The organism is Sandarakinorhabdus sp. (genome assembly GCF_032115815.1).
Classification (GTDB): domain Bacteria; phylum Pseudomonadota; class Alphaproteobacteria; order Sphingomonadales; family Sphingomonadaceae; genus Sandarakinorhabdus.
This window is the reverse complement of record NZ_JAUMBI010000220.1, coordinates 1-21,169: the sequence shown is the minus strand read 5'-3', so window position 1 is coordinate 21,169 and position 21,169 is coordinate 1. Positions and strand designations below refer to the sequence as shown.

The 21,169-nt window shown below is 64.3% G+C and carries 22 protein-coding genes and 1 pseudogene; 13 read left to right on the top strand and 10 right to left on the bottom strand.

The genetic code is table 11. The features are described from left to right. The first annotated feature begins 243 nt into the window (after positions 1-243). A complete protein-coding gene (locus RT662_RS12795; protein ID WP_313671089.1) occupies positions 244-1,056 on the top strand; it encodes a helix-turn-helix transcriptional regulator in 813 nt (270 codons plus the stop codon). Positions 1,057-1,161: 105 nt separating this feature from the next. Here RT662_RS12795 and purQ read toward each other — a convergent pair whose 3' ends face one another. Genes purQ through RT662_RS12775 form a run of 4 tightly spaced genes read right to left on the bottom strand, consistent with a single transcriptional unit; the run spans position 1,162 to position 4,378 of the window. Further along, positions 1,162-1,827, bottom strand: a complete 666-nt coding sequence (gene purQ, locus RT662_RS12790; RefSeq protein ID WP_313671088.1) for a phosphoribosylformylglycinamidine synthase subunit PurQ — start codon at positions 1,825-1,827, stop codon at positions 1,162-1,164. Next, complete coding sequence (gene purS / locus RT662_RS12785; RefSeq protein WP_156255392.1) at positions 1,824-2,054, bottom strand: phosphoribosylformylglycinamidine synthase subunit PurS; 231 nt, start codon at positions 2,052-2,054, stop codon at positions 1,824-1,826. The genes purQ and purS overlap by 4 nt, the downstream gene beginning before the upstream one ends. A 52-nt stretch (positions 2,055-2,106) precedes the next feature. Beyond that, positions 2,107-3,645, bottom strand: coding sequence for an AarF/UbiB family protein (locus tag RT662_RS12780; RefSeq protein WP_313671087.1), 1,539 nt, complete (start codon positions 3,643-3,645; stop codon positions 2,107-2,109). Position 3,646: 1 nt separating this feature from the next. Next, complete coding sequence (locus RT662_RS12775; RefSeq protein ID WP_313671086.1) at positions 3,647-4,378, bottom strand: class I SAM-dependent methyltransferase; 732 nt, start codon at positions 4,376-4,378, stop codon at positions 3,647-3,649. Between the two features lie 71 nt (positions 4,379-4,449). Between RT662_RS12775 and mutM the strand changes: the two genes are divergently transcribed. The 7 genes from mutM (at position 4,450) to RT662_RS12740 (ending at position 11,092) form a co-directional block, all read left to right on the top strand. Then, positions 4,450-5,289 (top strand): bifunctional DNA-formamidopyrimidine glycosylase/DNA-(apurinic or apyrimidinic site) lyase, encoded by an 840-nt coding sequence (gene mutM, locus RT662_RS12770; protein ID WP_313671085.1) that lies wholly within the window; start codon positions 4,450-4,452, stop codon positions 5,287-5,289. A gap of 94 nt (positions 5,290-5,383) precedes the next feature. Then, positions 5,384-5,653 (top strand): 30S ribosomal protein S20, encoded by a 270-nt coding sequence (gene rpsT / locus RT662_RS12765; protein WP_313671084.1) that lies wholly within the window; start codon positions 5,384-5,386, stop codon positions 5,651-5,653. A 709-nt stretch (positions 5,654-6,362) separates the two neighbouring features. Then, on the top strand, positions 6,363-7,733 hold the full coding sequence (dnaA, locus tag RT662_RS12760; RefSeq protein WP_313671083.1) for a chromosomal replication initiator protein DnaA: 1,371 nt from the start codon (positions 6,363-6,365) through the stop codon (positions 7,731-7,733). Between the two features lie 39 nt (positions 7,734-7,772). After that, positions 7,773-8,633 carry a DMT family transporter gene (locus tag RT662_RS12755; protein WP_313671082.1) on the top strand — a complete coding sequence of 287 codons (861 nt, stop codon included), beginning with the start codon at positions 7,773-7,775 and terminating at the stop codon, positions 8,631-8,633. 90 nt (positions 8,634-8,723) lie between these two features. After that, complete coding sequence (locus RT662_RS12750) at positions 8,724-9,503, top strand: SDR family NAD(P)-dependent oxidoreductase (protein WP_313671081.1); 780 nt, start codon at positions 8,724-8,726, stop codon at positions 9,501-9,503. 476 nt (positions 9,504-9,979) lie between these two features. Then, complete coding sequence (locus RT662_RS12745) at positions 9,980-10,858, top strand: SIMPL domain-containing protein (protein ID WP_313671080.1); 879 nt, start codon at positions 9,980-9,982, stop codon at positions 10,856-10,858. Between the two features lie 54 nt (positions 10,859-10,912). Further along, the gene (locus RT662_RS12740) at positions 10,913-11,092 is read left to right on the top strand and encodes a YegP family protein (RefSeq protein ID WP_017667178.1); all 180 of its coding nucleotides are present in this window, start codon (positions 10,913-10,915) and stop codon (positions 11,090-11,092) included. Between the two features lie 61 nt (positions 11,093-11,153). Here the strand turns inward: RT662_RS12740 and RT662_RS12735 are convergent, their stop codons facing one another. Next, positions 11,154-11,438, bottom strand: coding sequence for a 4a-hydroxytetrahydrobiopterin dehydratase (locus RT662_RS12735; RefSeq protein WP_313671079.1), 285 nt, complete (start codon positions 11,436-11,438; stop codon positions 11,154-11,156). 27 nt (positions 11,439-11,465) lie between these two features. On the opposite strand from RT662_RS12735, the gene RT662_RS12730 reads away from it, so the two are divergent. Further along, positions 11,466-11,858, top strand: a complete 393-nt coding sequence (locus RT662_RS12730; protein ID WP_313671078.1) for a metallopeptidase family protein — start codon at positions 11,466-11,468, stop codon at positions 11,856-11,858. Between the two features lie 205 nt (positions 11,859-12,063). Here the strand turns inward: RT662_RS12730 and RT662_RS12725 are convergent, their stop codons facing one another. Together RT662_RS12725 and RT662_RS12720 are read right to left on the bottom strand one after the other, a co-directional pair. Continuing rightward, positions 12,064-14,397, bottom strand: a complete 2,334-nt coding sequence (locus RT662_RS12725) for a TonB-dependent receptor (protein WP_313671077.1) — start codon at positions 14,395-14,397, stop codon at positions 12,064-12,066. A 171-nt stretch (positions 14,398-14,568) separates the two neighbouring features. Continuing rightward, entirely contained in the window at positions 14,569-15,654 is a 1,086-nt protein-coding gene (locus RT662_RS12720) for a Gfo/Idh/MocA family oxidoreductase (protein WP_313671076.1), read from the bottom strand. A gap of 29 nt (positions 15,655-15,683) precedes the next feature. Here RT662_RS12720 and RT662_RS12715 point away from each other — a divergent pair, with 29 nt between their 5' ends. Together RT662_RS12715 and RT662_RS12710 are read left to right on the top strand one after the other, a co-directional pair. Then, positions 15,684-16,619 (top strand): aldo/keto reductase, encoded by a 936-nt coding sequence (locus RT662_RS12715; protein ID WP_313671075.1) that lies wholly within the window; start codon positions 15,684-15,686, stop codon positions 16,617-16,619. After that, entirely contained in the window at positions 16,616-17,674 is a 1,059-nt protein-coding gene (locus RT662_RS12710; RefSeq protein WP_313671074.1) for an LLM class flavin-dependent oxidoreductase, read from the top strand. Before RT662_RS12715 ends, RT662_RS12710 begins: the two co-directional genes overlap by 4 nt. A 3-nt stretch (positions 17,675-17,677) precedes the next feature. Here RT662_RS12710 and RT662_RS12705 read toward each other — a convergent pair whose 3' ends face one another. Together RT662_RS12705 and RT662_RS12700 are read right to left on the bottom strand one after the other, a co-directional pair. After that, positions 17,678-18,499 carry an enoyl-CoA hydratase-related protein gene (locus tag RT662_RS12705; protein WP_313671073.1) on the bottom strand — a complete coding sequence of 274 codons (822 nt, stop codon included), beginning with the start codon at positions 18,497-18,499 and terminating at the stop codon, positions 17,678-17,680. Then, a complete protein-coding gene (locus RT662_RS12700; protein ID WP_313671072.1) occupies positions 18,496-19,470 on the bottom strand; it encodes a nitronate monooxygenase family protein in 975 nt (324 codons plus the stop codon). Before RT662_RS12700 ends, RT662_RS12705 begins: the two co-directional genes overlap by 4 nt. A 159-nt stretch (positions 19,471-19,629) precedes the next feature. Between RT662_RS12700 and RT662_RS12695 the strand changes: the two genes are divergently transcribed. Beyond that, positions 19,630-20,766: an aminotransferase class I/II-fold pyridoxal phosphate-dependent enzyme gene (locus tag RT662_RS12695; protein WP_313671071.1), complete on the top strand. Its 1,137-nt coding sequence runs from the start codon at positions 19,630-19,632 to the stop codon at positions 20,764-20,766. A gap of 56 nt (positions 20,767-20,822) precedes the next feature. After that, positions 20,823-20,990 carry a hypothetical protein gene (locus tag RT662_RS12690; protein ID WP_313671070.1) on the top strand — a complete coding sequence of 56 codons (168 nt, stop codon included), beginning with the start codon at positions 20,823-20,825 and terminating at the stop codon, positions 20,988-20,990. On the opposite strand, the pseudogene RT662_RS12685 reads toward RT662_RS12690, so the two are convergent. Then, positions 20,987-21,169, bottom strand: a pseudogene (locus tag RT662_RS12685) (glycosyltransferase family 1 protein); the annotation flags it as partial. The gene RT662_RS12690 and the pseudogene RT662_RS12685 overlap by 4 nt on opposite strands.

Genomic DNA, 21,169 nt, shown 5'->3' with positions numbered 1-21,169 from the left:
GAGACAAGCGGAAACAGGGCCTCCGGCGGGCAGGGTCGCAGACCCTGCACCCGTTTGTTTTCTGGCACGCGCCAGCATGATGGGCGCTGGTGGGAGAGGCGCGACTGGTAACGAACGGGTGCAGGGACGAGTCCCTGCCCGCCGGAGGCCCTGAACCTTGCTGTTCCGTGCCTTCAGCACAGCCCGTCGTTCCCCAAATTATTTGGGATGGACGCAATCCGCGGCCTGTGGTGAGCACAGGGCGTGACGGGCTCAGAACACTCAGCAGAGATGTTTTCCGGTCTTTCCGATCGCGAACGGGAAGTCCTGCGCCTGTTGGCGTCCGGCCACACCGTCAAGTCCATCGCCGCCCAGCTTGGAGCCACGGAAACCGCCATCAACGAGCGCTTGCGCGATGCCCGCCGCAAGACCGGCGTTGGCAGCAGCCGGGAACTGGCGCGCCTGCTTGATGCCCAGAAAAGCTGGGACAGGAAAATCGATCTTCCGGCCGGCAACGCGGCGGTCAACCCTTCGATCCAGCCCACAAATGGCGGGCTGTTCAGATCGAAGGGAAAGATCATCATGCTTATCGCCTTGCCGCTTGCCGCTGCTGCCATGGTCGCCGTGGCGACCCCGTCCGCGGATACCCCGACCGTTCAGACAATTGCCGCCAGGCCGTCGCCATTGGTTGGCAGCTGGGCGCTGGACGTGGCGCGGATCCCGGAAAACGAACGGCCGCAGCGGGTCACCATCAGCTTCCGCATCGCGCCGGACGGGAAATGGACCACGCTGGTGGAGATCGTGGCGCCCGATGGTTCCAGCCAGCATGCGGAATCGACCGCGGCCACCGATGGCGTGCCCGTGACCATCAGTGGCACCATGGGCGCTATCGACACGGTTGCGCTGCGCCAGCCGGCCACGAATACGTTGGTGATGACGCTGGGCAAGGGCGGTGTGCCAGTCTCAACGCGGGTCTATGCCGTTTCCAAGGACCGCAAATCGATGACCGAAACCATCGTTTGGGCTGGTGGCACCTTGCCGAAGCTGGAAACCACCCACTTCAACCGGATCGACTGACGGCTGCAAACTGCACCAGCAGGACGAAGGCCTGAAGAGGAGGGGGCCAAAAAACGAAGGTGGGTGCAGGGGCTCAGCCCCTGCCCGCCGGAGGCCCTTCTGCTTCTAGCCCAGCGCCGCCTGAACCGCCTCGAACAGACGCCGGCCATCGGTGCCGCCCTGGGCATCTTCGATCAGCCGTTCCGGGTGGGGCATCATGCCGAGCACGTTGCCGGCGTCGTTGAGGATGCCTGCGATGGCGCGGGCCGAGCCGTTGACCTCTTCGGCGTAGCGGAAGGCGACGCGGCCTTCGCCTTCGAGGCGGTTGAGAGTCTCGGAGTCGGCGAAATAGTTGCCGTCGTGGTGGGCGACGGGGATGGTCACCGTTTCGCCGGCGGCATAGCGGCTGGTGAAGATGGACTGGCTGTTAACCACTTCGAGCCGGACTTCGCGGCAGACGAAGTTGAGCCCGGCGTTGCGCATCAGGGCGCCGGGCAGCAGGCCGGTTTCGGTGAGCACCTGAAAGCCGTTGCAGATGCCGAGCACGGTGCGGCCTTCGCCGGCGGCCTGGACGACGGCCTGCATGACGTGGGAGCGGGCGGCCATGGCGCCAGAGCGCAGATAATCGCCATAAGAGAACCCACCGGGGATGCCGATGAAATCAAGGCCTTCCGGCAGGCTGGTTTCGGCGTGCCACACCATGGTGGGCGCGGTGCCGGTCACCTTGGTGATGGCATCGGCCAGATCCCGATCGCAGTTGGAACCGGGGAAGACGATGACCGCAGCCTTCACGGCATTTCGATCCGGAAATTCTCGATCACCGTGTTGGCGAGCAGCTGGCGGGCCATGGCTTCAACTGTTTCGCGGCTGGTGCCGTCGGCCAGTTCCAGCTCGATGATCTTGCCGGCGCGGACGTCGCCGACGCCGTCGAAACCCAGGCCCTTCAGGGCCGATTCGATGGCCCGGCCCTGCGGGTCGAGCACGCCATTTTTCAGGGTGACGGTGACGGTGGCTTTCATGGGCGCGGCCATAGGCTGAACCGCCGTTTGGCGCAAGCGGCGGAGGCTGATTTCAGCTCAGCAGCACAGCCACCGCCGCGCCCAGCCCGGCTGCCAGCAGCAGCCACGGCGTGGACCAGCCGCCAGAGCTCTTTTCCGGCAGCGGGGGCAGGGGTGCTTGCGGCGGCGCGGCGCCGGGCATGGGATTTTCAGCGATCCACTGGCGGAAAATGCGCGGCAATTGGCTGAGCGCACGGGCGTTCAGCACCAGCCGGTCAGCGATCACAGCTTCCGGGCCCATCTCGTCGCGTACCCAGTTGCGCACATAGGGTTCGGCGACTTCCCACATGTTGACATGCGGATCGATGGTGAGTGCGACGCCTTCCACCATCACCATGGTTTTCTGCAGCAGCAGCAGGTGCGGCTGCACCGGCATGTCGAAACTGCGGGTGATGGAGAACAGGCCTTCGAGCAGATCGGTGATGGCGATGTCTTTCGCCTGGCGACCGCGGATCGGCTCACCCACGGCGCGGAGCGCGGTGGCAAAGGCGGCCGGATTGTGGTGCGGCGGCACATAGCCGGCTTCGAAATGAATCTCGGCGACCCGGGCATAATTGCCGGTGACGAGGCCATGGAGGATTTCGGCGAGGTAGAGCCGGGCGCGGCGGTTGATCCGGCCCATGATGCCGAAATCGATGACGCCGATGCGGGCATGGTCCACGCCATTCCCCGGCGGGATGACGAACAGATTGCCCTGGTGCAGATCGGCGTGGAAGAAGCCCTTGGCGATGGCCTGGGCGAGGAAGCCGTTGACCAGCACCCGCGCCAGCGCCGGCCGATCGATATCGAGCGCGGCCAGGGCCGGCCGGTCAGACACCTTCACCCCGTCGATCCAGTCGATCACCAGCACGCGGCGGGTGGAACGCTGCCAGTCCACGCCCGGCACGACGTAATCGGGCTCGCCGGCGAGGATCTCGCCCAGTTCCGACGCGTTGGCGGCTTCGCGGCGCAGATCGAGCTCGGCTTCGATCCAGCTCTTGAAGGTGGCGATCACGGCGCGCGGTCGCAGGCGGGCAAATTCGCCGCCCAGTGTTTCAATATGGCCGGCGCCCCATTCATAGGTGGCGAGCGCGGACGACACTTCGGCCTCGATGCCGGGGCGCAGCAGCTTGATGGCAACGGTGCGGCCATCGTTGGTGACGCCCTTGTGGACCTGGGCGATGGAGGCAGCGCCAACGGCTTCGGGTTCGATCGACTGGAACTGGGTTTTCCAGTCGCCGGCATAAATGGCGTTCAGGATCGGCTCGATCGTGCTGAACGGGGCAGGCGGGACGGCGTCCTGCAGGCGAGCCAGATCGGTGGCGGCTTCCAGGCCAATCAGATCGGGGCGGGTGGCAAGCGCCTGGCCCAATTTGATCGCGGCCGGGCCAACGGCGGCAAGGCCGGCGGCGAAATCCGGGGTGGTGGGGGCGCCGGTTCCGAAGCGCGCGACTTTCGCCAGCAGCCGTACAGCAAACGGCAGCCGCCGGTCCTCAAACGGACGCAGCCCACCACTGCGCGCCAGCCGCCGGCCCCATTTCAACAGCCGCCATAGGTGGACGATGGCGATCAATTCAGACCTTCCATCCCGAATGGATGGCCACCGCGCCGCCCAGGATCGGCGTGTATTTGACCTGAGAGAAACCGGCGGCGGCGATCATCGCGGCGAATTCCGGCATCTTGGGGAAGCGGCGGATCGATTCGATCAGATAGCGGTAGCTCTCGCCATCCTTGGCCACCATTTCGCCGATGCGCGGCACCAGCTTTTCCGAATAGATATCATAGACTTCGGCAAAGCCGGGCCAGGTGGTGGAGGAAAATTCCAGGCAGAAGAAACGCCCGCCATACCGCAGCACGCGGTGGGCTTCCTTCAAGGCTGCCGGGATGTCGGTGACGTTGCGGATGCCAAAGGCGATGGTGTAGGCATCAAAGCCAAGGCTCGGGAAACTCAGGGTTTCCGCATTTTCCTCGCGCCAGATCAGGCTGGTCAGGCCCTTTTCGGTGGCGCGCTCCATGCCCACTTCCAGCATGGCGGGGTTGATATCCGCCACCGTCACATTGGCGCCGGACTTTTCCATCCGGAACGCGATGTCTCCGGTGCCGCCAGCCATGTCGAGAATGTCCTCACCGGCGCGCGGGTTCACCCGGCGGACGAAATCATCCTTCCAGACCCGGTGCATGCCGGCCGACATCAGATCATTCATGATGTCGTAACGCTTTGCCACGGAACGGAAAACGTCGCCCACGCGGCGAGTTTTCTCCTCCGGGGCAACCTCTTCATATCCAAAGCTGACGGTGTCGCTCATCGCCTGTCCTTTTCGCATCGGCGGCTTAGCCGAGGCTTGGCGGCCATGCAAACGCCGCCTATGTCGCGGCTATGCCTGAATTGCCCGAAGTCGAAACCGTGATGCGTGGATTGGCGCCCGTCTGGGCAGGCCAGCGCTTCACCCGTGTCGTCGCCCACCGCCCTGACCTTCGCCGGCCGTTGCCGGAAGCGCTCGGCCAGCGACTAACCGGGGCGGTGGTCACCCGACTGGGCCGACGCGCCAAATATGGCCTGGTGGAAACCGATCGTGGTGACACGCTGATTATCCATCTCGGCATGTCTGGCCGGATGCGGGTCGATCCCGGGGAACGGGAAAAGCACGATCATGTCGTGTTTGAAACTGGCAACAGGCGGGTGGTGGCCTTCAACGATGCACGGCGGTTCGGCAGTCTTGATCTGGTTGCCACCAGCGATGCATCCAATCATCCTTTGCTCGCCGGCATCGGTCCCGAGCCATTGGGGCCGGACTTTGGCCTGACGCTGCTGCAGCGCATCTTTGGCGACCGCTTGGCGCCAGCCAAGGCGATCCTGCTCGATCAGCGGCTGATAGCGGGCTTGGGCAATATCTATGTCTGCGAGGCATTGTTCCGCGCTGGCATCCACCCGGAAACGCCGGGCGGGCAGGTGACGGCAGCGCAGCTCAAGCGCCTGCAGCCGGCGATTCCCAACGTGCTGCAGGAAGCCATCGCAGCCGGCGGTTCCACCCTTCGTGACCATGCGGCGCCTGATGGCACGCTGGGCTATTTCCAGAAGGACTTTGCCGTTTATGGGCGAGAAGGGAATGGCTGCCCTGTGTGCGCCAAGCCGGTGGAACGTATCGTCCAGTCCGGCCGCTCCAGTTTCTTCTGTCCGTCGTGCCAGCCACCGCTCCTATTGCGCCGAAAGGCTTGACCGAAGGGCTGCCCTCGCTTATGGCGCTCACCTTCCGGCGTTACCCCGCAAGGGGAGAGCGCCTGTTCATCATTGATCAGACTTGCAGGAAATCATGGCCAATACGCCCCAGGCTGAAAAGCGCATCCGCCGCAACGACCGCCGCGCCGCGATCAACAAGGCGCGCGTGAGCCGCATCCGCACCTTCGTCAAGAAGGTCGAATCAAGCCTCGCCGCCGGTGATGCCTCTGCTGCTGCCGAAGCGCTGAAGGCTGCCCAGCCGGAAATGATGCGTGGCGTTGCCAAGGGCGTGCTTCACAAGAACACCGTGTCGCGCAAGATCAGCCGCCTTGCCGCCCGCGTTAAGGGTCTGGCCACCGCCTGATTTTCGTTGGCGCAATCGCGCTGACCAGTAATTTCAAAACGGGGTGTTGCCATGCGGCGGCACCCCGTTTTCGTGTCACAAATCGCTGACCTGTAGCGCCACCCAGCCTGGTGGTGATTCGCCACCGCCGTCGTCGATTCGCCACTGGAATCGCCGATTCGCCGGCTTTGCCGGCGGGTCATTGGGGCCAAAGTGGAACAAGCCGTGATCTGTTGCAGCGCACAAGCGAATTGCTGCGCTGCAAAACGTTCTGGAGTTGGGCCTGAGACGTCATCAAAGCGTCATCGGTTTGACACAAAAAATCCAAGCGCTTAGCCGGTAGTGCTGCCTGATCGCATCCGCGACCGGTAATGATTCGCCGCGTAAATCCAAAGAGTTGCGAGGCTCTCCACGGTAAGTCCCCGGATGGGCTGTCAACAGCTTTATTTGGCTGTGGATGGAAATTGGTCGCTTGCAGGGCCACGCCCGCCCTGCTTATTTGGAGTGGGGTTTGGACCGGCCCGCGTGATGAATGTCATACGGTCCGATCACGCAACACGCGATGCTGGCTGTGCCTATCTTCAGGTGCAGTGGCGCAACTGCGCCCGGCTTAATACGGCCGGATAGTGTCGTGTGTTTTAGTTGGAAATGGACCTCCGCAGGTGGGGTTTGGGTCAATTGCCGGGGTCGGCGGAAGGAAGGGTGCGTGTCGACGGCTGTTGCATCAGTTATGCCTTCCGGCTTTCAGCCGGTGCCGCAGGGTGGTTCGGCCGACGTTTCCGCGAACGATCGGGACGTGTGGTCCCGCGTGCGCGCCGCCCTGAAGACTGACGCCGGCGATCACAGCTACGAAGCCTGGCTGGCACCGTTGGTCCTGGTCGGCTGCGACGGTGACACGTTGCGTCTGGCGGCGCCGTCGGCCTTCGCCGCTGATTGGGTCAGCAGCAACTATGCCGATCTGCTGCGTCGTCATTGGTCGCAGCACCAGCCGTCTATCCGTCGTGTTGCCGTTCAACAGGGTCAGGCCATGGTGGCACCACCGGTCGCAAAGGTTGTTGCGCCCTCTGCGAGCCAGCCTCTGCCGGTCGATGCGCGCTACAACTTTGACAATTTCATCGTCGGCAAGTCCAACGAGCTCGCATACAATGCAGCACTGGCCATGGCCGAACCGGGCGCTCCGGGCTTCAACCCGCTGTTCCTGCATGGCACCACGGGTTTGGGCAAGACCCACCTCATGCACGCCATCGGCAATGCCTATTTGGCCCACCATCCCAGCGCCCGCGTCGCCTATCTGTCGGCCGAGAAATTCATGGTCGAGTTCATGGCGGCCATGCGGGCCAAGGACACGATCAGCTTCAAGCAGCGGCTGCGCTCGGTCGATCTGTTGATGATCGACGATGTGCAGTTCATTGCTGGCAAGGAATCGACTCAGGAAGAATTCTTCCACACGATGAACGAGATCATTGGGGCCGGAAAACGTCTGGTCATCACTGCCGATCGTTCGCCGCAGAATCTCGAAGGCATCCAGGAACGTATCCTGTCGCGCATGGCCTGGGGTCTGGTCGCTGATATCAACCCGGCCGATTACGAGCTGCGGCTGAACATCCTGCACGCCAAGGTGGCTGCGCTGGGCAACCGCGTCGCGGTGCCGGATGACGTGATCGAGTTCCTTGCCCGCAAGATCACTGCCAACGTGCGTGAGCTGGAAGGCGCCTTGAACCGCGTCACGGCCTTCGCCCTGCTGGTGAACAAGCCGGTCACGCTTGAATTCACCCGAGAAACGCTGGCCGATCTGCTGCGCGCCCACGAAAAGAAGCTCACGATCGACGAGATCCAGCGCAAGGTCGCCGATTATTACGGCCTCAAGGTTGCCGATCTTCTGTCGGAACGCCGTGCCCGCGAAGTTGCCCGGCCGCGCCAGATCGCCATGTATCTGGCCAAGAAGATGACGCCGCGTTCGCTGCCCGAAATCGGCCGCCGGTTCGGCAAGCGGGATCACACCACCGTGATGCACGCGGTGAAGCGGGTGGAGCAATTGCGCGCTGATGATCGCGAGATTGACAGCGATGTCGCGACCCTGACCCGCCTTCTGGACGGCTGAGGCTTCCCAGCCTGCTGCCAAGCGGGTAACGGCGATGCTGTGCAGCGCCTGAAACACTCCGGGCCGTTCTGGTTCATCCTCTCCTGCTGCGCCTTTGCGTCGATGTGGGTGATGATCCGCCTTGCCGCGCGCCACCTGCACAGTTTCGAGATTGTTTTCTTCCGCAACTTCCTTGGGTTGCTCTTCTTGCTGCCGATGATGCTCGGCACGCCCGGCCTGATCCGGCTGGACCGGATGAAGGTGCATCTCGGCCGCGCAACGTCGGGCTTCATTGCCACGATGGGGACCTTCTATGCGGTGGCCAATGCGCCGCTTGCCACCACGCTGGCCATCAACTACACGGCGCCGCTGTTCGGCACGCTTGGGGCCGTGCTGGTGCTGGGAGAGCGCATCCGCGCCCGGCGCATCGCGGCGCTGGCCGTCGGCTTTGTCGGCATGCTGCTGGTGCTGCGGCCCGGCCAGCTGCCGCTCACGCCCGGCATCGCGGCCGGCATCATTTCGGCGGTTTCCACCGGCTATTCCATCGTCGCCATGCGCAGTCTGGTCGGCGTGGACGATTCGCGCGCCGTTGCGGCCTGGACCTTCATTCTCACCACCATTCCCAGTCTGGCCGTCGCCCTGTTCGTGTGGGCGCCGCCGCCGCCGGCCGTGTGGCCGCTGCTGGCCGGCATCGGCGCGGCCGCGGCGATCGGCCAGCTCACCCTCACAAAGGCCTTTTCCCTGTCGGAAGCTTCGGCTGTGCTGCCACTCGATTTCGTGCGCTTCGGCCTGATCACGGCGGCCGGCATCTTCCTGTTTGGCGAGACTTATGACGCGCTCACGCTGGCCGGCGGGGCGCTCATCCTGTCGTCCACCATCTACCTGGCCTGGCGCGAAGCGCAGCTCCGCAAGCTGCGTTGAGGGTCATGGGCTGATTGTTTGGAAAGGTTGCGGGCACTGCCCCCGCTGCCCATAAGCGGGGCATCACTATTCTCACATGGGGAGGTTCACATGAATCTGGAAGGTTGTTCGGCGGTCGTTACCGGCGGTGCATCGGGTCTGGGCGCGGCAACGGCGCGGCTGCTGGCCAAGCATGGCGTCAAGGTCGCCATTTTCGACATGAATGCCGAGAAGGGCGAAGCCATGGCCGCCGAAGTGGGCGGCGTGTTCTGCAACGTCAACGTCACCGATGAAGCCTCGGTCGATGCCGGCTTTGCCAAGGCCCGCGCTGCCATCGGGCAGGAGCGGATCCTGATCAACTGCGCCGGCACCGGCAACGCCATCAAGACGGCCAGCCGTTCCAAGGAAGATGGCAGCATCAAGCATTTCCCGATCGATGCCTTTGATCGCATCATCCAGATCAACCTGGTCGGCACGTTCCGCTGCATCGCCAAGTCGGCCGCCGGCATGATGAGCCTGCCGCCGATGGAAAACGGCGAACGTGGCGCCATCGTCAACACCGCTTCGGTAGCCGCTGAAGACGGCCAGATCGGCCAGGCGGCCTATTCCGCGTCCAAGGGTGGCGTCGTCGGCATGACCCTGCCGATCGCCCGCGACCTGTCGAGCGAAGGCATCCGCGTCAACACCATCCTGCCCGGTATCTTCAACACGCCGCTGCTGCAGGGCGCGCCGGACAATGTGAAGGCGGCGCTGGCGGCGACCGTGCTGTTCCCGAAGCGTCTGGGCGGCCCGGAGGAATATGCCTCGCTGGCGGTCGAGATGTGCCGGAATTCCTATTTCAACGGCGAAGACGTCCGTTTGGATGGCGGGATCCGGATGGCGCCGCGCTGATCGCAGCCGGGCGCGAAAATAGCGGAGCTATTTTCCGACTCCGGCAAGATCGGCCAGCGACCGAAAAAGGGCGGCTCTCCAGCCGCCCTTTTTTTGTGTCGTCTGACGGCGTGGCTCCGCCACGCACTTTCTTCCTTCCTTCTGGCACCCCCAGCGGACTCGGCGGCCTTGCCGCCGGTCGCGCGTTCAGCGCCCCTTTTTCCCCACGTTTTCAAAGAACAAGCCCGTCATTTCAGTTTGAACAGTTTTTACGATTCGTAGCGAATCTGGGAATTTTCAGCGTCCCGGCCCAACCCGTAATCCAATCTGGCCCAAGCCCTCATCATGACAGGCTTGGCCCGTGTAGGACAGCGCCGGCCCGGCTTTTCCACCCCCAACCGCTGGCGCTGCGCGCCGCCTTCGGCTCCCCGCAAGCGGGAGGGGAGCCTCTCGGCCATTCATCATTCTGCAACCCATCGCGCCCCACAATCAGCGCCATGAAACGCACGCTCCTCCTCGCCGCCCTCGTCGCGGCGCCCGCCTTCGCCCAAACTCCGCCCGCCAGCATCGGCCAGCCCTTCATCCCGGCGCCGTGGTGGATGAAGGACCCGGTGATCGCGTCTATGGGCCATGTCCGCACCGAAGTGCCGGCCAACCGCGCCCGCTTTGTCGCCCGCTTCTCGGCGGTGGAAAAGACCGCGGCCGGCGCCACCACCGCCGCCACCGCCAAGGCAAAGGAGCTCGATGCCGCGCTCGCCGCGCTCGGCAAGGACCGGGTGCGGCTGACCACCAGCCTTTCCACCCGCCCGCTGTATGACCAGTATCGCCAGAAGGATGGCACGTTGGTGGAAAACCAGCGCGCCGACATGATCGAATCCTATGAAGTGACCGCGGTGCTCAGCGTGGACGTGCGCGACACCGAGGTGCTGGAACGCGCCTATCGCCTGGCCGTCGCTGCCCGCCCGTCGGCCATCGATACGCCGTCATTCAGTCTGGAACCGGAAAACGGCCTGAAGACCTGGCTGTATGAAGCGGCAATCAAGGATGCCGCGCGTCGCGCCCGGCTGGCCACGGCGGCGGCTGGCAGCCGGCTGGGGATGGTGAAGGTCATCGATCCATCGGGCGGCGTCTGCCAGACGCAGGTGCTGGCCGGCTGGCCCAGCTATGCCGGCGAAAGCCCGGCCGCTGATGTGCAGGCACCCGACAGCATGGCGCGCTATTCCGATGCCGCGCCCGCCATGATGGCCGCGCCAGCGCCGCCGCCACCGCCGGGGCTGGAAAAACTGGCCGGCGATGTGCAGGTGACGCTGCAGCCGCCGCTCCATCCGCTCACTGCCCAGGCCTGCGTGATCTACGGCCTGCTGCCCCCCGGTTGACGGCTTTGAATCAGCGATATAGCTTCGACAACGGTTAAGGGGAGGAGAAGCGCAATGGCTCACAAGTTCGAAATCTACAAGGACAAGGCCGGCGAATTTCGCGTGCGCTTCATGTACAACAGCGAGGTGATGTTCTCCACGCAAGGCTATTCGTCGAAGGCCTCCGCGGTGAATGCCATCGAATCGATCAAGAAGAACGGCCCCGGTGCGCCGACGGTTGAACAGGAAGATTGATTCAACGCTCTGGTGACGGCAGGGGCGGCGCCGCAAGGGGCCGCCCTTGTTGCATGAAGGATCAGCCGATCAGCGCATCGATGGCCTTGGCCAGCCGCACATCGCGCGCCGAAAGCCCGCCGGCGTCATGGGTGGTCAGCGCGATATCGACCTTGTTGTAAACGTTGAACCATTCGGGGTGATGGTCCTGGGCTTCGGCCAGCAGTGCCACCCGGTTCATGAAGCCCCAAGCCTCGTTGAAGTCCTTGAAGCGGAAGCCCCGCTTCAGATGCTCGCCATCCAGCTGCCAGTCGGGCAATTTCGTCGCCAGCGTGGCGCGCGCGGTCTTATCCAGCTTCTCGACCATCGCCGGCTTCCTCTCTATGGTGTGGTCATGTTGATCGCACCCACCCTTGCCGATATCGAACAGGTCGCACAAGCCGCCGTGGAGCGGTTGCCCGACCAGTTCCGCCGCCATCTCGCCAGCGTCATCCTGAAGGTGGAGGATTTCCCCGACGAAACTGTGATGGCGGAAATGAACCTCGAGACGGAGTGGGATCTGCTCGGTCTGTACTGGGGCCGCCATGTCGGCATGAAGGGCGATGTGCCATCGGGCGCGCTGCCGGACATGATCTTTCTCTATCGCCGGCCGATGCTGGATGTGTGGGCTGAAAGCGGCGAGACGCTGGAACTGCTGGTGACCCATGTGCTGGTGCACGAAGTGGGGCATCATTTCGGGTTGAGCGATGAGGCGATGGACGCGATCGAGGCGGAGGCGGGGGAGTGAGCCCCGGTAGCCACGGCCGGCGGCGGAGCCGCCGAGTCCGTTTCGTGTGAGAGTTTAGGAAGCAAGGAAGAGCGCGGCGGAGCCACGCCGTCGGACGAGTCAAAGAAAGGGCGGCCTGTTGGGGCCGCCCATTTTTGCTCGCCGTCCGATCTTGCCGGAGTCGGTGGATAGCGCCGCTATCCACGCGCCCGGCTACGATTTGCGATTAGAAATTCACCCGGCCCGTGATGCCGAAATAGCGATCCGCTTCACGCGGGATCAGGTAACGGAACGCGCCACCGGGGCCACCGTTGGTGATCTGCGCCGCAAAGCTCTGATCAAACAGGTTCTTGACGATGAACGTCAGGCGGAACTTGTCGTCCTTCTCGACCAGGCCGAACTGCAGATCGACCAGGCTGTAGGCGCCGATCGTGCCGGCATCGCGCAGCGCCTGGCTGGCATCGAACAGCGACAGCTGGCTCGATTGCGTCGAGACATTACCGGCCAAGGTGAAATCGACCGCGCCGCCAGTGCGATAGCGGTAATCCATGCCCAGGCTGCCCTTCCACTTGGGCGCAAAGCCGAGCGGGGTGCCGGCCGGGATCACGGCAGCGCCGGGCGGTGCACGGAAGGCATCAACCTGCGCATCGGTGTAGGCAAGGCCACCCCCGAAGTTCAGATCCTTGGCCGGGCGCCACACGAAGTCCAGTTCGATGCCGCGGGTCGACACGTCACCGGCGTTGGTGAAGCGGGTCACCACCACGCCAGCCACGAGATCCGGGTTGTTGGCCTGGAAGTTCTTGTACTTGGCATAGAAGGCGGCGAGGTTCAGCGTCAGCGAGCCGCCGAACAGCGTGTTCTTCAGGCCGATTTCATAGGAATCGGCGATTTCGGCTTCGATGACGTTGGTGCCGGTCGGGTTCAGGTTGAAGAAGGTGTTGTAGGCCGGGCCCTTGTAGCCACGGCTGTAGGTACCATAGCCCATCACATCTTCGCTGAAATCATATTGCAGACCCAGCTTGCCCGACAGGTTGGTGGCACTGGTCTTGGCGCGGAACGGGGTGCCATTGCTGCGGGTCGGATCGCCGTTGTTCTGGCCGAAGTTGGAGCTGTCGTAGACGCCCTGATCGAAGTTGCGGGCGATGCCGGGCAGGCCGGCGACGTTGGGCGAGGCGACGCGGCTGTGGAAGATCGACAGATCATCCGCCGTGAAGCGCAAGCCGACGATGGCGCGCAGCTTTTCGTTGAAGGCATAGGTGCCCTGGCCGAACAGCGCATAGTTGTCGAACGCCGAACCGAAGGTCGCGGTGCCGCTGACATTTTCGGCCGGGAAGCCGGGCGAACCGCAGGTGACCAACGCGACCGGCGACGGCGCGTTGCCGCAGCGGGTGACAAAGCGGCTGAAGGTGCGTTCGGTGACGGCGCGGCTGAAGAAGGCGCCGGCCACATAGGTGAAGGCCTGATCAGCCGGCGAGGTCAGCCGCAGTTCCTGGCTGAAGGTGGTGCCGGTTTGCGGGCCATCATCGTGCAGTTGCGCGAGGCCGGCAAAGGCGCCGCCCACCCAATCGCCTTCGCGGATTTCGCGGTTGTCATAGCGGCGCCAGGCGCTGATCCAAGTCACCGTGTGGGTGCCGACTTCGGCATCCAGCTGGGCCGAGATGCCATAGCTTTCTTCTTCGGTGCGGGTGACGAGATTGTGCCGCACGGTGCGGGTTTCATCGCCCTGGAAGTTGATGCCGGCCAGCGCCAGCGCGGCCACGCCGGTGGGCGTGGTGCCGATCACTTCGGCGCAGCAATCGTCGTTGGCCTTGCGCCAATCGGCAATCACCGTCAGCTTCACCGTCTCGGTCACGTCGGCTTCGATGATGCCGCGCACGCCGTACCGGTCATAGCCGTTGACGCGGCGGTTCACGCCGGCGGCATCGTTGAAGATGTTGCCGTCATAATTGCTGTAGAAGGCGGTCAGGCGGGTGCGGACGCTGTCACTCAGCGGCACGTCAACGCCGGCGCGCACGCGATATTCATTGCCGTTGCCAAAGAACCAGCCACCTTCGGCATAGCCGCCCAGCTTGTCGCCCGGGCGCTTGGACACGATGTTGACCACACCGGCGGAGGAGTTCTTGCCGAACAGCGTGCCCTGCGGGCCGCGCAGCACTTCGATGCGATCAATGTCGACCAGATCGGAGAAGGCTTCACCGGCGCGGGCCAGCACGACGCCATCGAGCACGGTGGAGATCGACGGTTCGCCAGCCAGAGAGAAGGTCGCCGTGCCGACGCCGCGGATATACAGCGACTGGTTGATCGACGTGCCGGATTTGCGGAAGTTCAGCGACGGCACCAGATACTGGGCGTTTTCCAGGTTGAGCGCGCCCTGGCGGGCCAGCGCATCGCCACTCACGACCGACACGGCGAGCGGAATATCCTGCAGTTTTTCGCTGCGCTTCTGCGCGGTGACGACGATCTCGACCGACTCATTGTCGTCGGCAACGGTCTGTGCGGCGGCTGGTGCGGCGGCGGCGGCCAGAATGGCGGCTGAACTCATCAAGAAACTACGGATCATGTCACTCCCCTTGTCTTCTGTCCGGACTGATGCCGGCTTGTCGATGCAGTTGTCGGTAGGCGTGTTGCCTTGCCAAGACAGACTTTCTTGATTGAGGTCAATCTGACTTGGCGGCGTTCATGTGCAGTTCTGGCCACGCTGTGGCGGCAGAGTCACACTCGAATCTGCGCGTTACAGGCCAAGCTCCGCCATGGTCACGACGCGATGCTCCCTGGCGGAGATCTCGGCCGCCAACCCGATGGCAACAGCGCGAAGGCCATCGTCGGCGGTCACGATCACCGGGCCGTTCCCCCGGACAGCGGTGGCGAAATGCCGGTGCTGGAAGAAGGTGGAGCCATGGTGCTGCCCGGCGGCCAGCGCATCGGGCGGGGTTTCGACATGCCAGCGGGTCGCCTGCTTGGGGTTCATGAAGCCGACGCGCGGGGAATGGATGATGTCGCCGGCCGGGATCAGCACGTCCAATCGCGCCTTGTCACCCGTGGCGAGGATTTCTTCCTGCTGTTCGGCGCCATCGGCGAACATGCACAGATCGAGCATGGCGCGCACGCCGCCCTCGAAATCGACCACGGTGTAGCTGTTGTCGATGATGTCCGGCGTCTTGCCGTCGTAACGCTCGTCCTTGTGGTTCACGTCCATGGCGCCGCTGCAATAGACGCGCACCGGTTCGGCCTGGATGACGTGCCGCATCAGATCGAAGAAATGGCAGCATTTCTCGACCATGGTGCCGCCGCTGTTGACCGAGAAGCGGTTCCAGTCGCCCACCTTCACCAGGAAGGGGAAGCGATGCTCGCGGATGGAGAGCATCTGCAAATGTCCGACCTTGCCGGCGTGGACGTGGCTGACGAACTCGCTGACCGGCGGCATGAAGCGATATTCCATCGCGGTCCAGAAGGTCTTGTCATAGCCCGTCACGGCGGCCGCAACCGCCTTGGCATCCTCCAGCGTCGTCGCCAGCGGCTTTTCGCACAGGATATGCAGGCCGGCATCCATCAGCGGCCCCAGCACGGCGCGGTGGGTGAAATTGGGCGAGGCGACCACGACGGCATCGCACAGGCCCGACGCCGCCAGCGCTGCCGCATCGGGGAAGCGCGCCACGGCGTGACCGATGGCCTTTTCAGCGCGATCGAGGCAGGCCGGCACTGGATCGGCGATGGCGGTGATGGTGCCGCCGCCCAGCAACTGAATATTGGCGATATGCTCCAGCGCCATCATGCCGGTGCCAATAATGCCCCAGCGAATATTGTCGGTGCTTCCCATCTGCCCGTCCTTCAGTCTATCAAGCCAAAATGTCGCAGATCGCTCTAAGCCCCAATCGCCGCCCGCTGGGCAAGTCCGAATTTATGGTGTCGCCGCTGGCGTGGGGCATGTGGCGCTTCGCCGGCGATGATGTCGCCGCCGCGCAGGCGCGCTGCGAGGCGGCGCTGGCGGCCGGCATCAACTTCTTCGATACGGCCGATATTTACGGGCCTGACAATGACGAGCCGTTCGGTGCGTCCGAAGCGCTGCTCGGCCGCGTGTTCAAGGCGGCGCCGGCCCTGCGCAGGCAGGTCGTGCTGGCGTCGAAGGGCGGCATCAGCATGGGCGTGCCCTACGACTCGTCGCCCGAATATTTGGTCGCCGCCATCGACGCCTCATTGAGCCGCATGGGCGTCGAGCGCATCGATCTGTGGCAGATCCACCGGCCCGACATGCTCACCCACTGGGCCGACGTCGCCGCCACGCTGGACGCCCAGGTGCAGGCCGGCAAGATCGGCGCGGTTGGCGTCTCTAACTTCACCCCGGCGCAAACCCGCGCGCTGGCCGCGCATCTGAAAGCGCCTTTGGTCTCCACCCAGCCGGAATTCTCGGTGCTGGCGCTCAGCCCGTTGTTTGACGGCACGCTCGATCTCGCCATGGAGATGGGTCAGGCCGTGCTGGGCTGGTCGCCGCTGGGGCAGGGCCGGCTGGGCGATGGCGATCCGCGCCCGGGCCGGAAAAAGGCCGAGGATGATCGCTTGATCCGGGTCAAGGCGGCGCTGGCGGCGCACGGGGCAAAGTTCGGCGTGAGCATCGCTGCCACCGCTTACGCGTGGGTGCTGGCGCATCCGGCCGCGATCACCCCGATCGTCGGCAGCCAGAACCCGGTTCGCATCGCGGAAGCGGCCGATGCCTTCAAGGTGACGTTCACGCGGGCGGAATGGTACGCCATCCTGGTCGCATCGCTTGGGGAGAATTTGCCGTGAGTGGTCCCGAAATCAGCTGGTTTTCCGCGCTGTGCGATGATGATTACGAGTTTCTGGGCGTGCCCGATCCGGGCCTGCGCTCCAGCTGGGAACATTGCCGCAATATCGTCATGACCGCCGAAAAGGGTGGGTTTGACAATATATTGCTGCCATCGGGCTATCAGCTCGGCATCGACACGCAGATGTTTGCCGGCGCCATTGCCGCGCTCACCCATCGCATCCGTCTGCTGATGGCGATCCGCGTTGGCGAAACCTGGCCGCCGCAACTGGCCCGTCAGATTGCCACGCTGGATCAGATCCTGGGCGGCCGCCTGACGGTGAACATCATCTCGTCCGACATGCCGGGCGAAGTGCTGGCTTCCAAGCCGCGCTATGACCGCACGGTCGAGGTGATGAAGATCCTCAAGACGCTGCTCAACGGCAACGCGCTCGACCACCAGGGTGAGTTCTACAAGCTGCAGCTGCCGCCGCCCAACGTGAAGACCGTTTCCGGCAAGTGCCCGCCGCTCTATTTCGGTGGCCTGTCCGAAGACGCCCGCGAAGCCGCCGCCGAAGCCGCCGATGTCTATCTGATGTGGCCCGACACGATTGACAAGGTGAAGGAGGTCGTCGCCGACATGACCGCCCGCGCCGCCAAACGCGGCCGCACGCTGAAGTTCGGCTACCGCGTCCACGTCATCGTGCGCGAGACAGAGGCGCAAGCCCGCGAGGCCGCCGATCACCTGCTCTCCAAGCTTGATGCCGCCACCGGCGACGCCATCCGCGCCAAGTCATTGGACAGCCAATCGGTCGGTGTGCAGCGCCAGGCCGAACTGCGCGACAAGGCGAGCGACGGTTATGTCGAGGACAATCTGTGGACCGGCATCGGCCGCGCCCGCTCCGGTTGCGGCGCGGCGCTGGTGGGTGATCCCGATCAGATCGTCGCCAAGCTGAAGGCCTATCAGGCCGCCGGCATGGAAGCCTTCATCCTCTCCGGCTACCCCCACGCCCGCGAAGCTGATCTGTTCAGCCGGCACGTGCTGCCCAAGCTAGAACATGGCCCGCTGGTGATGTGAGGCTCAGCGCCCTGTGTAGCGGGGCGCGCGCTTCTCGCGATAGCTGGTGAAGGCTTCGCGGAAATCCTGTGTTTGCGTGGCGAGGTGCTGTTCCTTGTCAGCTGCCGCGAAGGCCGTGCTGTAATCCTCATCAAGCGCGGTCCACACCTGCGCCTTCATGGCGGCCAGGCTGCGCGGGGCGCTGAAGGTGGCAATGTTCTTCGCATACTCATGCACGTGCGGCAGCAGCGCCTCTTCGTCGAACACGTCGTTCACCAGCCCCAGCGCCTTGGCTTCGGTGCCATCGAAACGGCGGGCAGTGTAGAGCAGGTCCATCGCCTTGGCCTGGCCGATATGGCGGGTGAGCAGCCAGGCCGAGCCCTTCTCGCCGGGCACGCCGATGCGGGCGAAGGTGGCGTTGAACAGGGCGGACGTGCTGGCAAAGCGGATGTCGCAGTGCAGCGCCAGGATGAAGCCCCAGCCGAAGGCCGCGCCATTGATGGCCGCAATGGTTGGTTTGCGGCAGGTGATCAGCGTGGGCCAGCCACCGCTGTAATAGGGGGCCAGCGCCGGGCCGACATCGTCGCCCCATTGCGGGGTGCCATCGGGATGGGTCTGCACATTGCCGCTGCCGCCGCCACCGATGATGGCCAGATCAAGCCCGGCCGAAAAGCCGCGACCGGCGCCGGTGACCACGATCACCTTGGCCTCTGGATCGGCGCCGGCCTTCGCCACGGCGGCGAAGAAATCGCTCAACATCTGCGGGGTGAGCGCGTTCAACTTGTCTGGCCGGTTCAGCGTGATCGTCGCCACCCCGTCGGCGAGATCATAGAGAATGTCGCTCATGCAACGAGCTTCTGCAGGCGGCCGCGGATGATCTCCTCGGCCTCGCGCACCATCCCTTCGATCAGATCCTTGCAGGTGGGGATATCGTGGATCAGGCCCACGACCTGGCCGCACGACCAGCCGCCGGCATCCATGTCACCGTTCTTCATGATCCTCGGATAAACGCCGGCCACTTCCTCGATGATGTCCTCGAACTTGAGGTCAGCGCCCAGCGTGCGCTCCTTCTCCAGCAGCCGTTCCACGGCGGCGTTGTTCAACACGCGCTCGGTGTTGCGCAGCGGGCGCATGATCAGGCGGGTGTCGAGTTCGGTCGCCGCCACCAGCGCATCCTTCACATTCTGGTGCACCGGGGCTTCCTTGGTGGCGATGAAACGGGTGCCCATGTTGACGCCATCGGCGCCCATGCACAGGGCCGCGGCCAGCTGCTTGCCGTTGGCGACGCCTCCGCTCGCGACGAAGGGAATCTTCAGTTCCTCGGCGGCGCGCGGCAGCAGCACCCAGTTGCCCACGTCATCTTCACCGGGGTGGCCGCCGCATTCGAAACCGTCCACCGACACCGCGTCGCAGCCGATGGCTTCGGCCTTCAGGCTGTGGCGCACGCTGGTGCATTTGTGGATGACCTTGATGCCATGTTCCTTCAGGGCGGGCAGCCATTTCGCCGGGTTGTTGCCGGCGGTTTCCACCACCTTCACGCCGCCTTCGATGATGGACTTGATCAGGCCGGGATAATCGGGCGGGGTGACGCTGGGCAGGAAGGTGAGGTTCACGCCGAACGGCTTGTCGGTCATCTCGCGGCAGCGGGCGATTTCGGCAGCCAGTTTTTCCGATGTGCCCAGGGTCAGCCCGGTGATGATCCCCAGCCCCCCGGCGTTGGAGACGGCGGCCGCCATTTCGGCGAATCCAACATAGTGCATGCCGCCTTGCAGGACGGGATGTTCGATGCCGAACATTTCAGTGATGCGCGTCTTCATGGCCATGTCCCCAAGTTGCTTTGGCGAAAAGCTAACCTGCGCTTGCACGGCCGGCAATGCCGCGATTGTGGGAGGGTTGGGACGTGGTCAAATTGTTCATCCTGCGCCGCGCTGCCTGAGGGGCTGGCCCTGCGCCGGCCTGCATGGCAGAAACGTGCCATGCAAGCCGGGACCACCATTTTCGAGCATATGTCGGGCCTGGCCAGGGCGCATGGCGCCATAAACCTGGGGCAGGGATTTCCGGATTTCGGTTGGTCGCCGGAGGTGTTGGCGGCCGGTGCAGAAGCAATTACAACGGGTTATAATCAATATCCGCCGATGCGCGGCTTGCCTGAACTGCGCGCGGCGGTGGCTTTGTTCTATGGTCGCCGGCAGGGGTTGGACGTCGCGCCCGAGCAGGTGATCATCACCTCCGGCGCGACCGAGGCGCTGGCGGCGAGCATCATGGCGGTGGCTGGGGCCGGCGATGAGGTGATCCTGTTTGCACCGGCCTATGATGCCTATGCGCCGCTGGTGCAGCGGGCAGGCGCTCGGCCGGTGTGGGTAGCGCTGCAGCCGCCGGACTGGCAGGCCAGCGCAGAGGCGATTGCGGCAGCGATCACACCCCGCACGCGCGCCATCCTGTTGAATACGCCGCACAATCCCACCGGCGGCATGGCCGGCCCGGCGATGCTGGCGGGCATCGTGGACCTGGCGCGCAGGCATGATCTGATCATCATCAGCGACGAGGTGTGGGAAGAAGTGATCACCGGCGATGCGCCGCATGTCTCGGCCTACACCCTGGCGCCGGAGCGCACGATCAAGATCGGATCTGCCGGCAAGCTGCTGGCGCTGACCGGCTGGAAGGTCGGCTGGGTGGTGGCTGAGACGGCGCTGGCCGAGAAGGTTGCGCAAGTGCACCAGTTTCTCACCTTCACCACCGCGCCGCCGTTACAGACCGCGGTTGCGGCCGGGCTGGCGCGGCCGGATGCCTGGTTTGCTGCCGCCCGGGTCCGGTTCGTGACGGCGCGGGACCGGCTTGTGACGGATCTTGCCCGCCACGGCTGGAAATTGCTGCCAACGCAGGGCAGCTACTTCGTGATGGCCGATCTGGCGGCTTCGGGCATCAAGATGGGCGACCGTGATTTCTGCGAGGCCGCGGTGATCGATCCGGGCATCGCCGCCATCCCGCTATCGGCCTTCATGCCCGATGGCCAGCAGACGCCGTTCATCCGGCTGTGCTTCGCCAAATCGGATGCCATCCTGGATGAAGGCGCGGCGCGGCTGAACCGGGCGCGGCGCCAGTTCGCGGCCTGAGCCTTGCGTGTATTGCTCAACTAAGGCAGTATGGATTCCGAAACAGGAGACAGGACATGGCTGAACAGCGTCTGCGCAGCGGGGAAGTGGTTCGCACCGGGATCGGCCTGGGTTCGGCCATCGCCGTCGCCATCAGCTGGAGCCTGCACAAGTCGCTGCTGTGGGTGATCATCCACGGAATACTCGGCTGGTTCTACGTGATCTATTACGCCATCACGCGCTAGGCCGCCCGCCGGCTCTCCAGCACTTCGGCAAAGCCGCGGAACAGCGCTTCGAAATGCGCATCGATGGTGCGCGCGTAGGGCGCAGCGGCCATGGCATTGGCGCGCATCGCCGGCAATTGCGGGATGGCATCGGCAATGGTGCTGGCCAGGCTTGCCGCATCGAGTGACTTGAAGGCCAT

What these genes read in the sequence shown, in the direction of transcription:
- dnaA (WP_313671083.1), top strand. Translation starts at nt 6,363, where the DNA reads ATGCCTTCCGGCTTTCAGCCGGTGCCGCAGGGTGGTTCGGCCGACGTT.
- RT662_RS12715 (WP_313671075.1), top strand. Translation starts at nt 15,684, where the DNA reads ATGTCGCAGATCGCTCTAAGCCCCAATCGCCGCCCGCTGGGCAAGTCC.
- RT662_RS12705 (WP_313671073.1), bottom strand. Translation starts at nt 18,499, where the DNA reads ATGAGCGACATTCTCTATGATCTCGCCGACGGGGTGGCGACGATCACG.
- purS (WP_156255392.1), bottom strand. Translation starts at nt 2,054, where the DNA reads ATGAAAGCCACCGTCACCGTCACCCTGAAAAATGGCGTGCTCGACCCG.
- RT662_RS12720 (WP_313671076.1), bottom strand. Translation starts at nt 15,654, where the DNA reads ATGGGAAGCACCGACAATATTCGCTGGGGCATTATTGGCACCGGCATG.
- RT662_RS12690 (WP_313671070.1), top strand. Translation starts at nt 20,823, where the DNA reads ATGGCTGAACAGCGTCTGCGCAGCGGGGAAGTGGTTCGCACCGGGATC.
- RT662_RS12745 (WP_313671080.1), top strand. Translation starts at nt 9,980, where the DNA reads ATGAAACGCACGCTCCTCCTCGCCGCCCTCGTCGCGGCGCCCGCCTTC.
- RT662_RS12750 (WP_313671081.1), top strand. Translation starts at nt 8,724, where the DNA reads ATGAATCTGGAAGGTTGTTCGGCGGTCGTTACCGGCGGTGCATCGGGT.
- RT662_RS12775 (WP_313671086.1), bottom strand. Translation starts at nt 4,378, where the DNA reads ATGAGCGACACCGTCAGCTTTGGATATGAAGAGGTTGCCCCGGAGGAG.
- RT662_RS12695 (WP_313671071.1), top strand. Translation starts at nt 19,630, where the DNA reads ATGCAAGCCGGGACCACCATTTTCGAGCATATGTCGGGCCTGGCCAGG.
- mutM (WP_313671085.1), top strand. Translation starts at nt 4,450, where the DNA reads ATGCCTGAATTGCCCGAAGTCGAAACCGTGATGCGTGGATTGGCGCCC.
- RT662_RS12730 (WP_313671078.1), top strand. Translation starts at nt 11,466, where the DNA reads ATGTTGATCGCACCCACCCTTGCCGATATCGAACAGGTCGCACAAGCC.
- RT662_RS12725 (WP_313671077.1), bottom strand. Translation starts at nt 14,397, where the DNA reads ATGATCCGTAGTTTCTTGATGAGTTCAGCCGCCATTCTGGCCGCCGCC.
- RT662_RS12700 (WP_313671072.1), bottom strand. Translation starts at nt 19,470, where the DNA reads ATGAAGACGCGCATCACTGAAATGTTCGGCATCGAACATCCCGTCCTG.
- RT662_RS12740 (WP_017667178.1), top strand. Translation starts at nt 10,913, where the DNA reads ATGGCTCACAAGTTCGAAATCTACAAGGACAAGGCCGGCGAATTTCGC.
- RT662_RS12735 (WP_313671079.1), bottom strand. Translation starts at nt 11,438, where the DNA reads ATGGTCGAGAAGCTGGATAAGACCGCGCGCGCCACGCTGGCGACGAAA.
- rpsT (WP_313671084.1), top strand. Translation starts at nt 5,384, where the DNA reads ATGGCCAATACGCCCCAGGCTGAAAAGCGCATCCGCCGCAACGACCGC.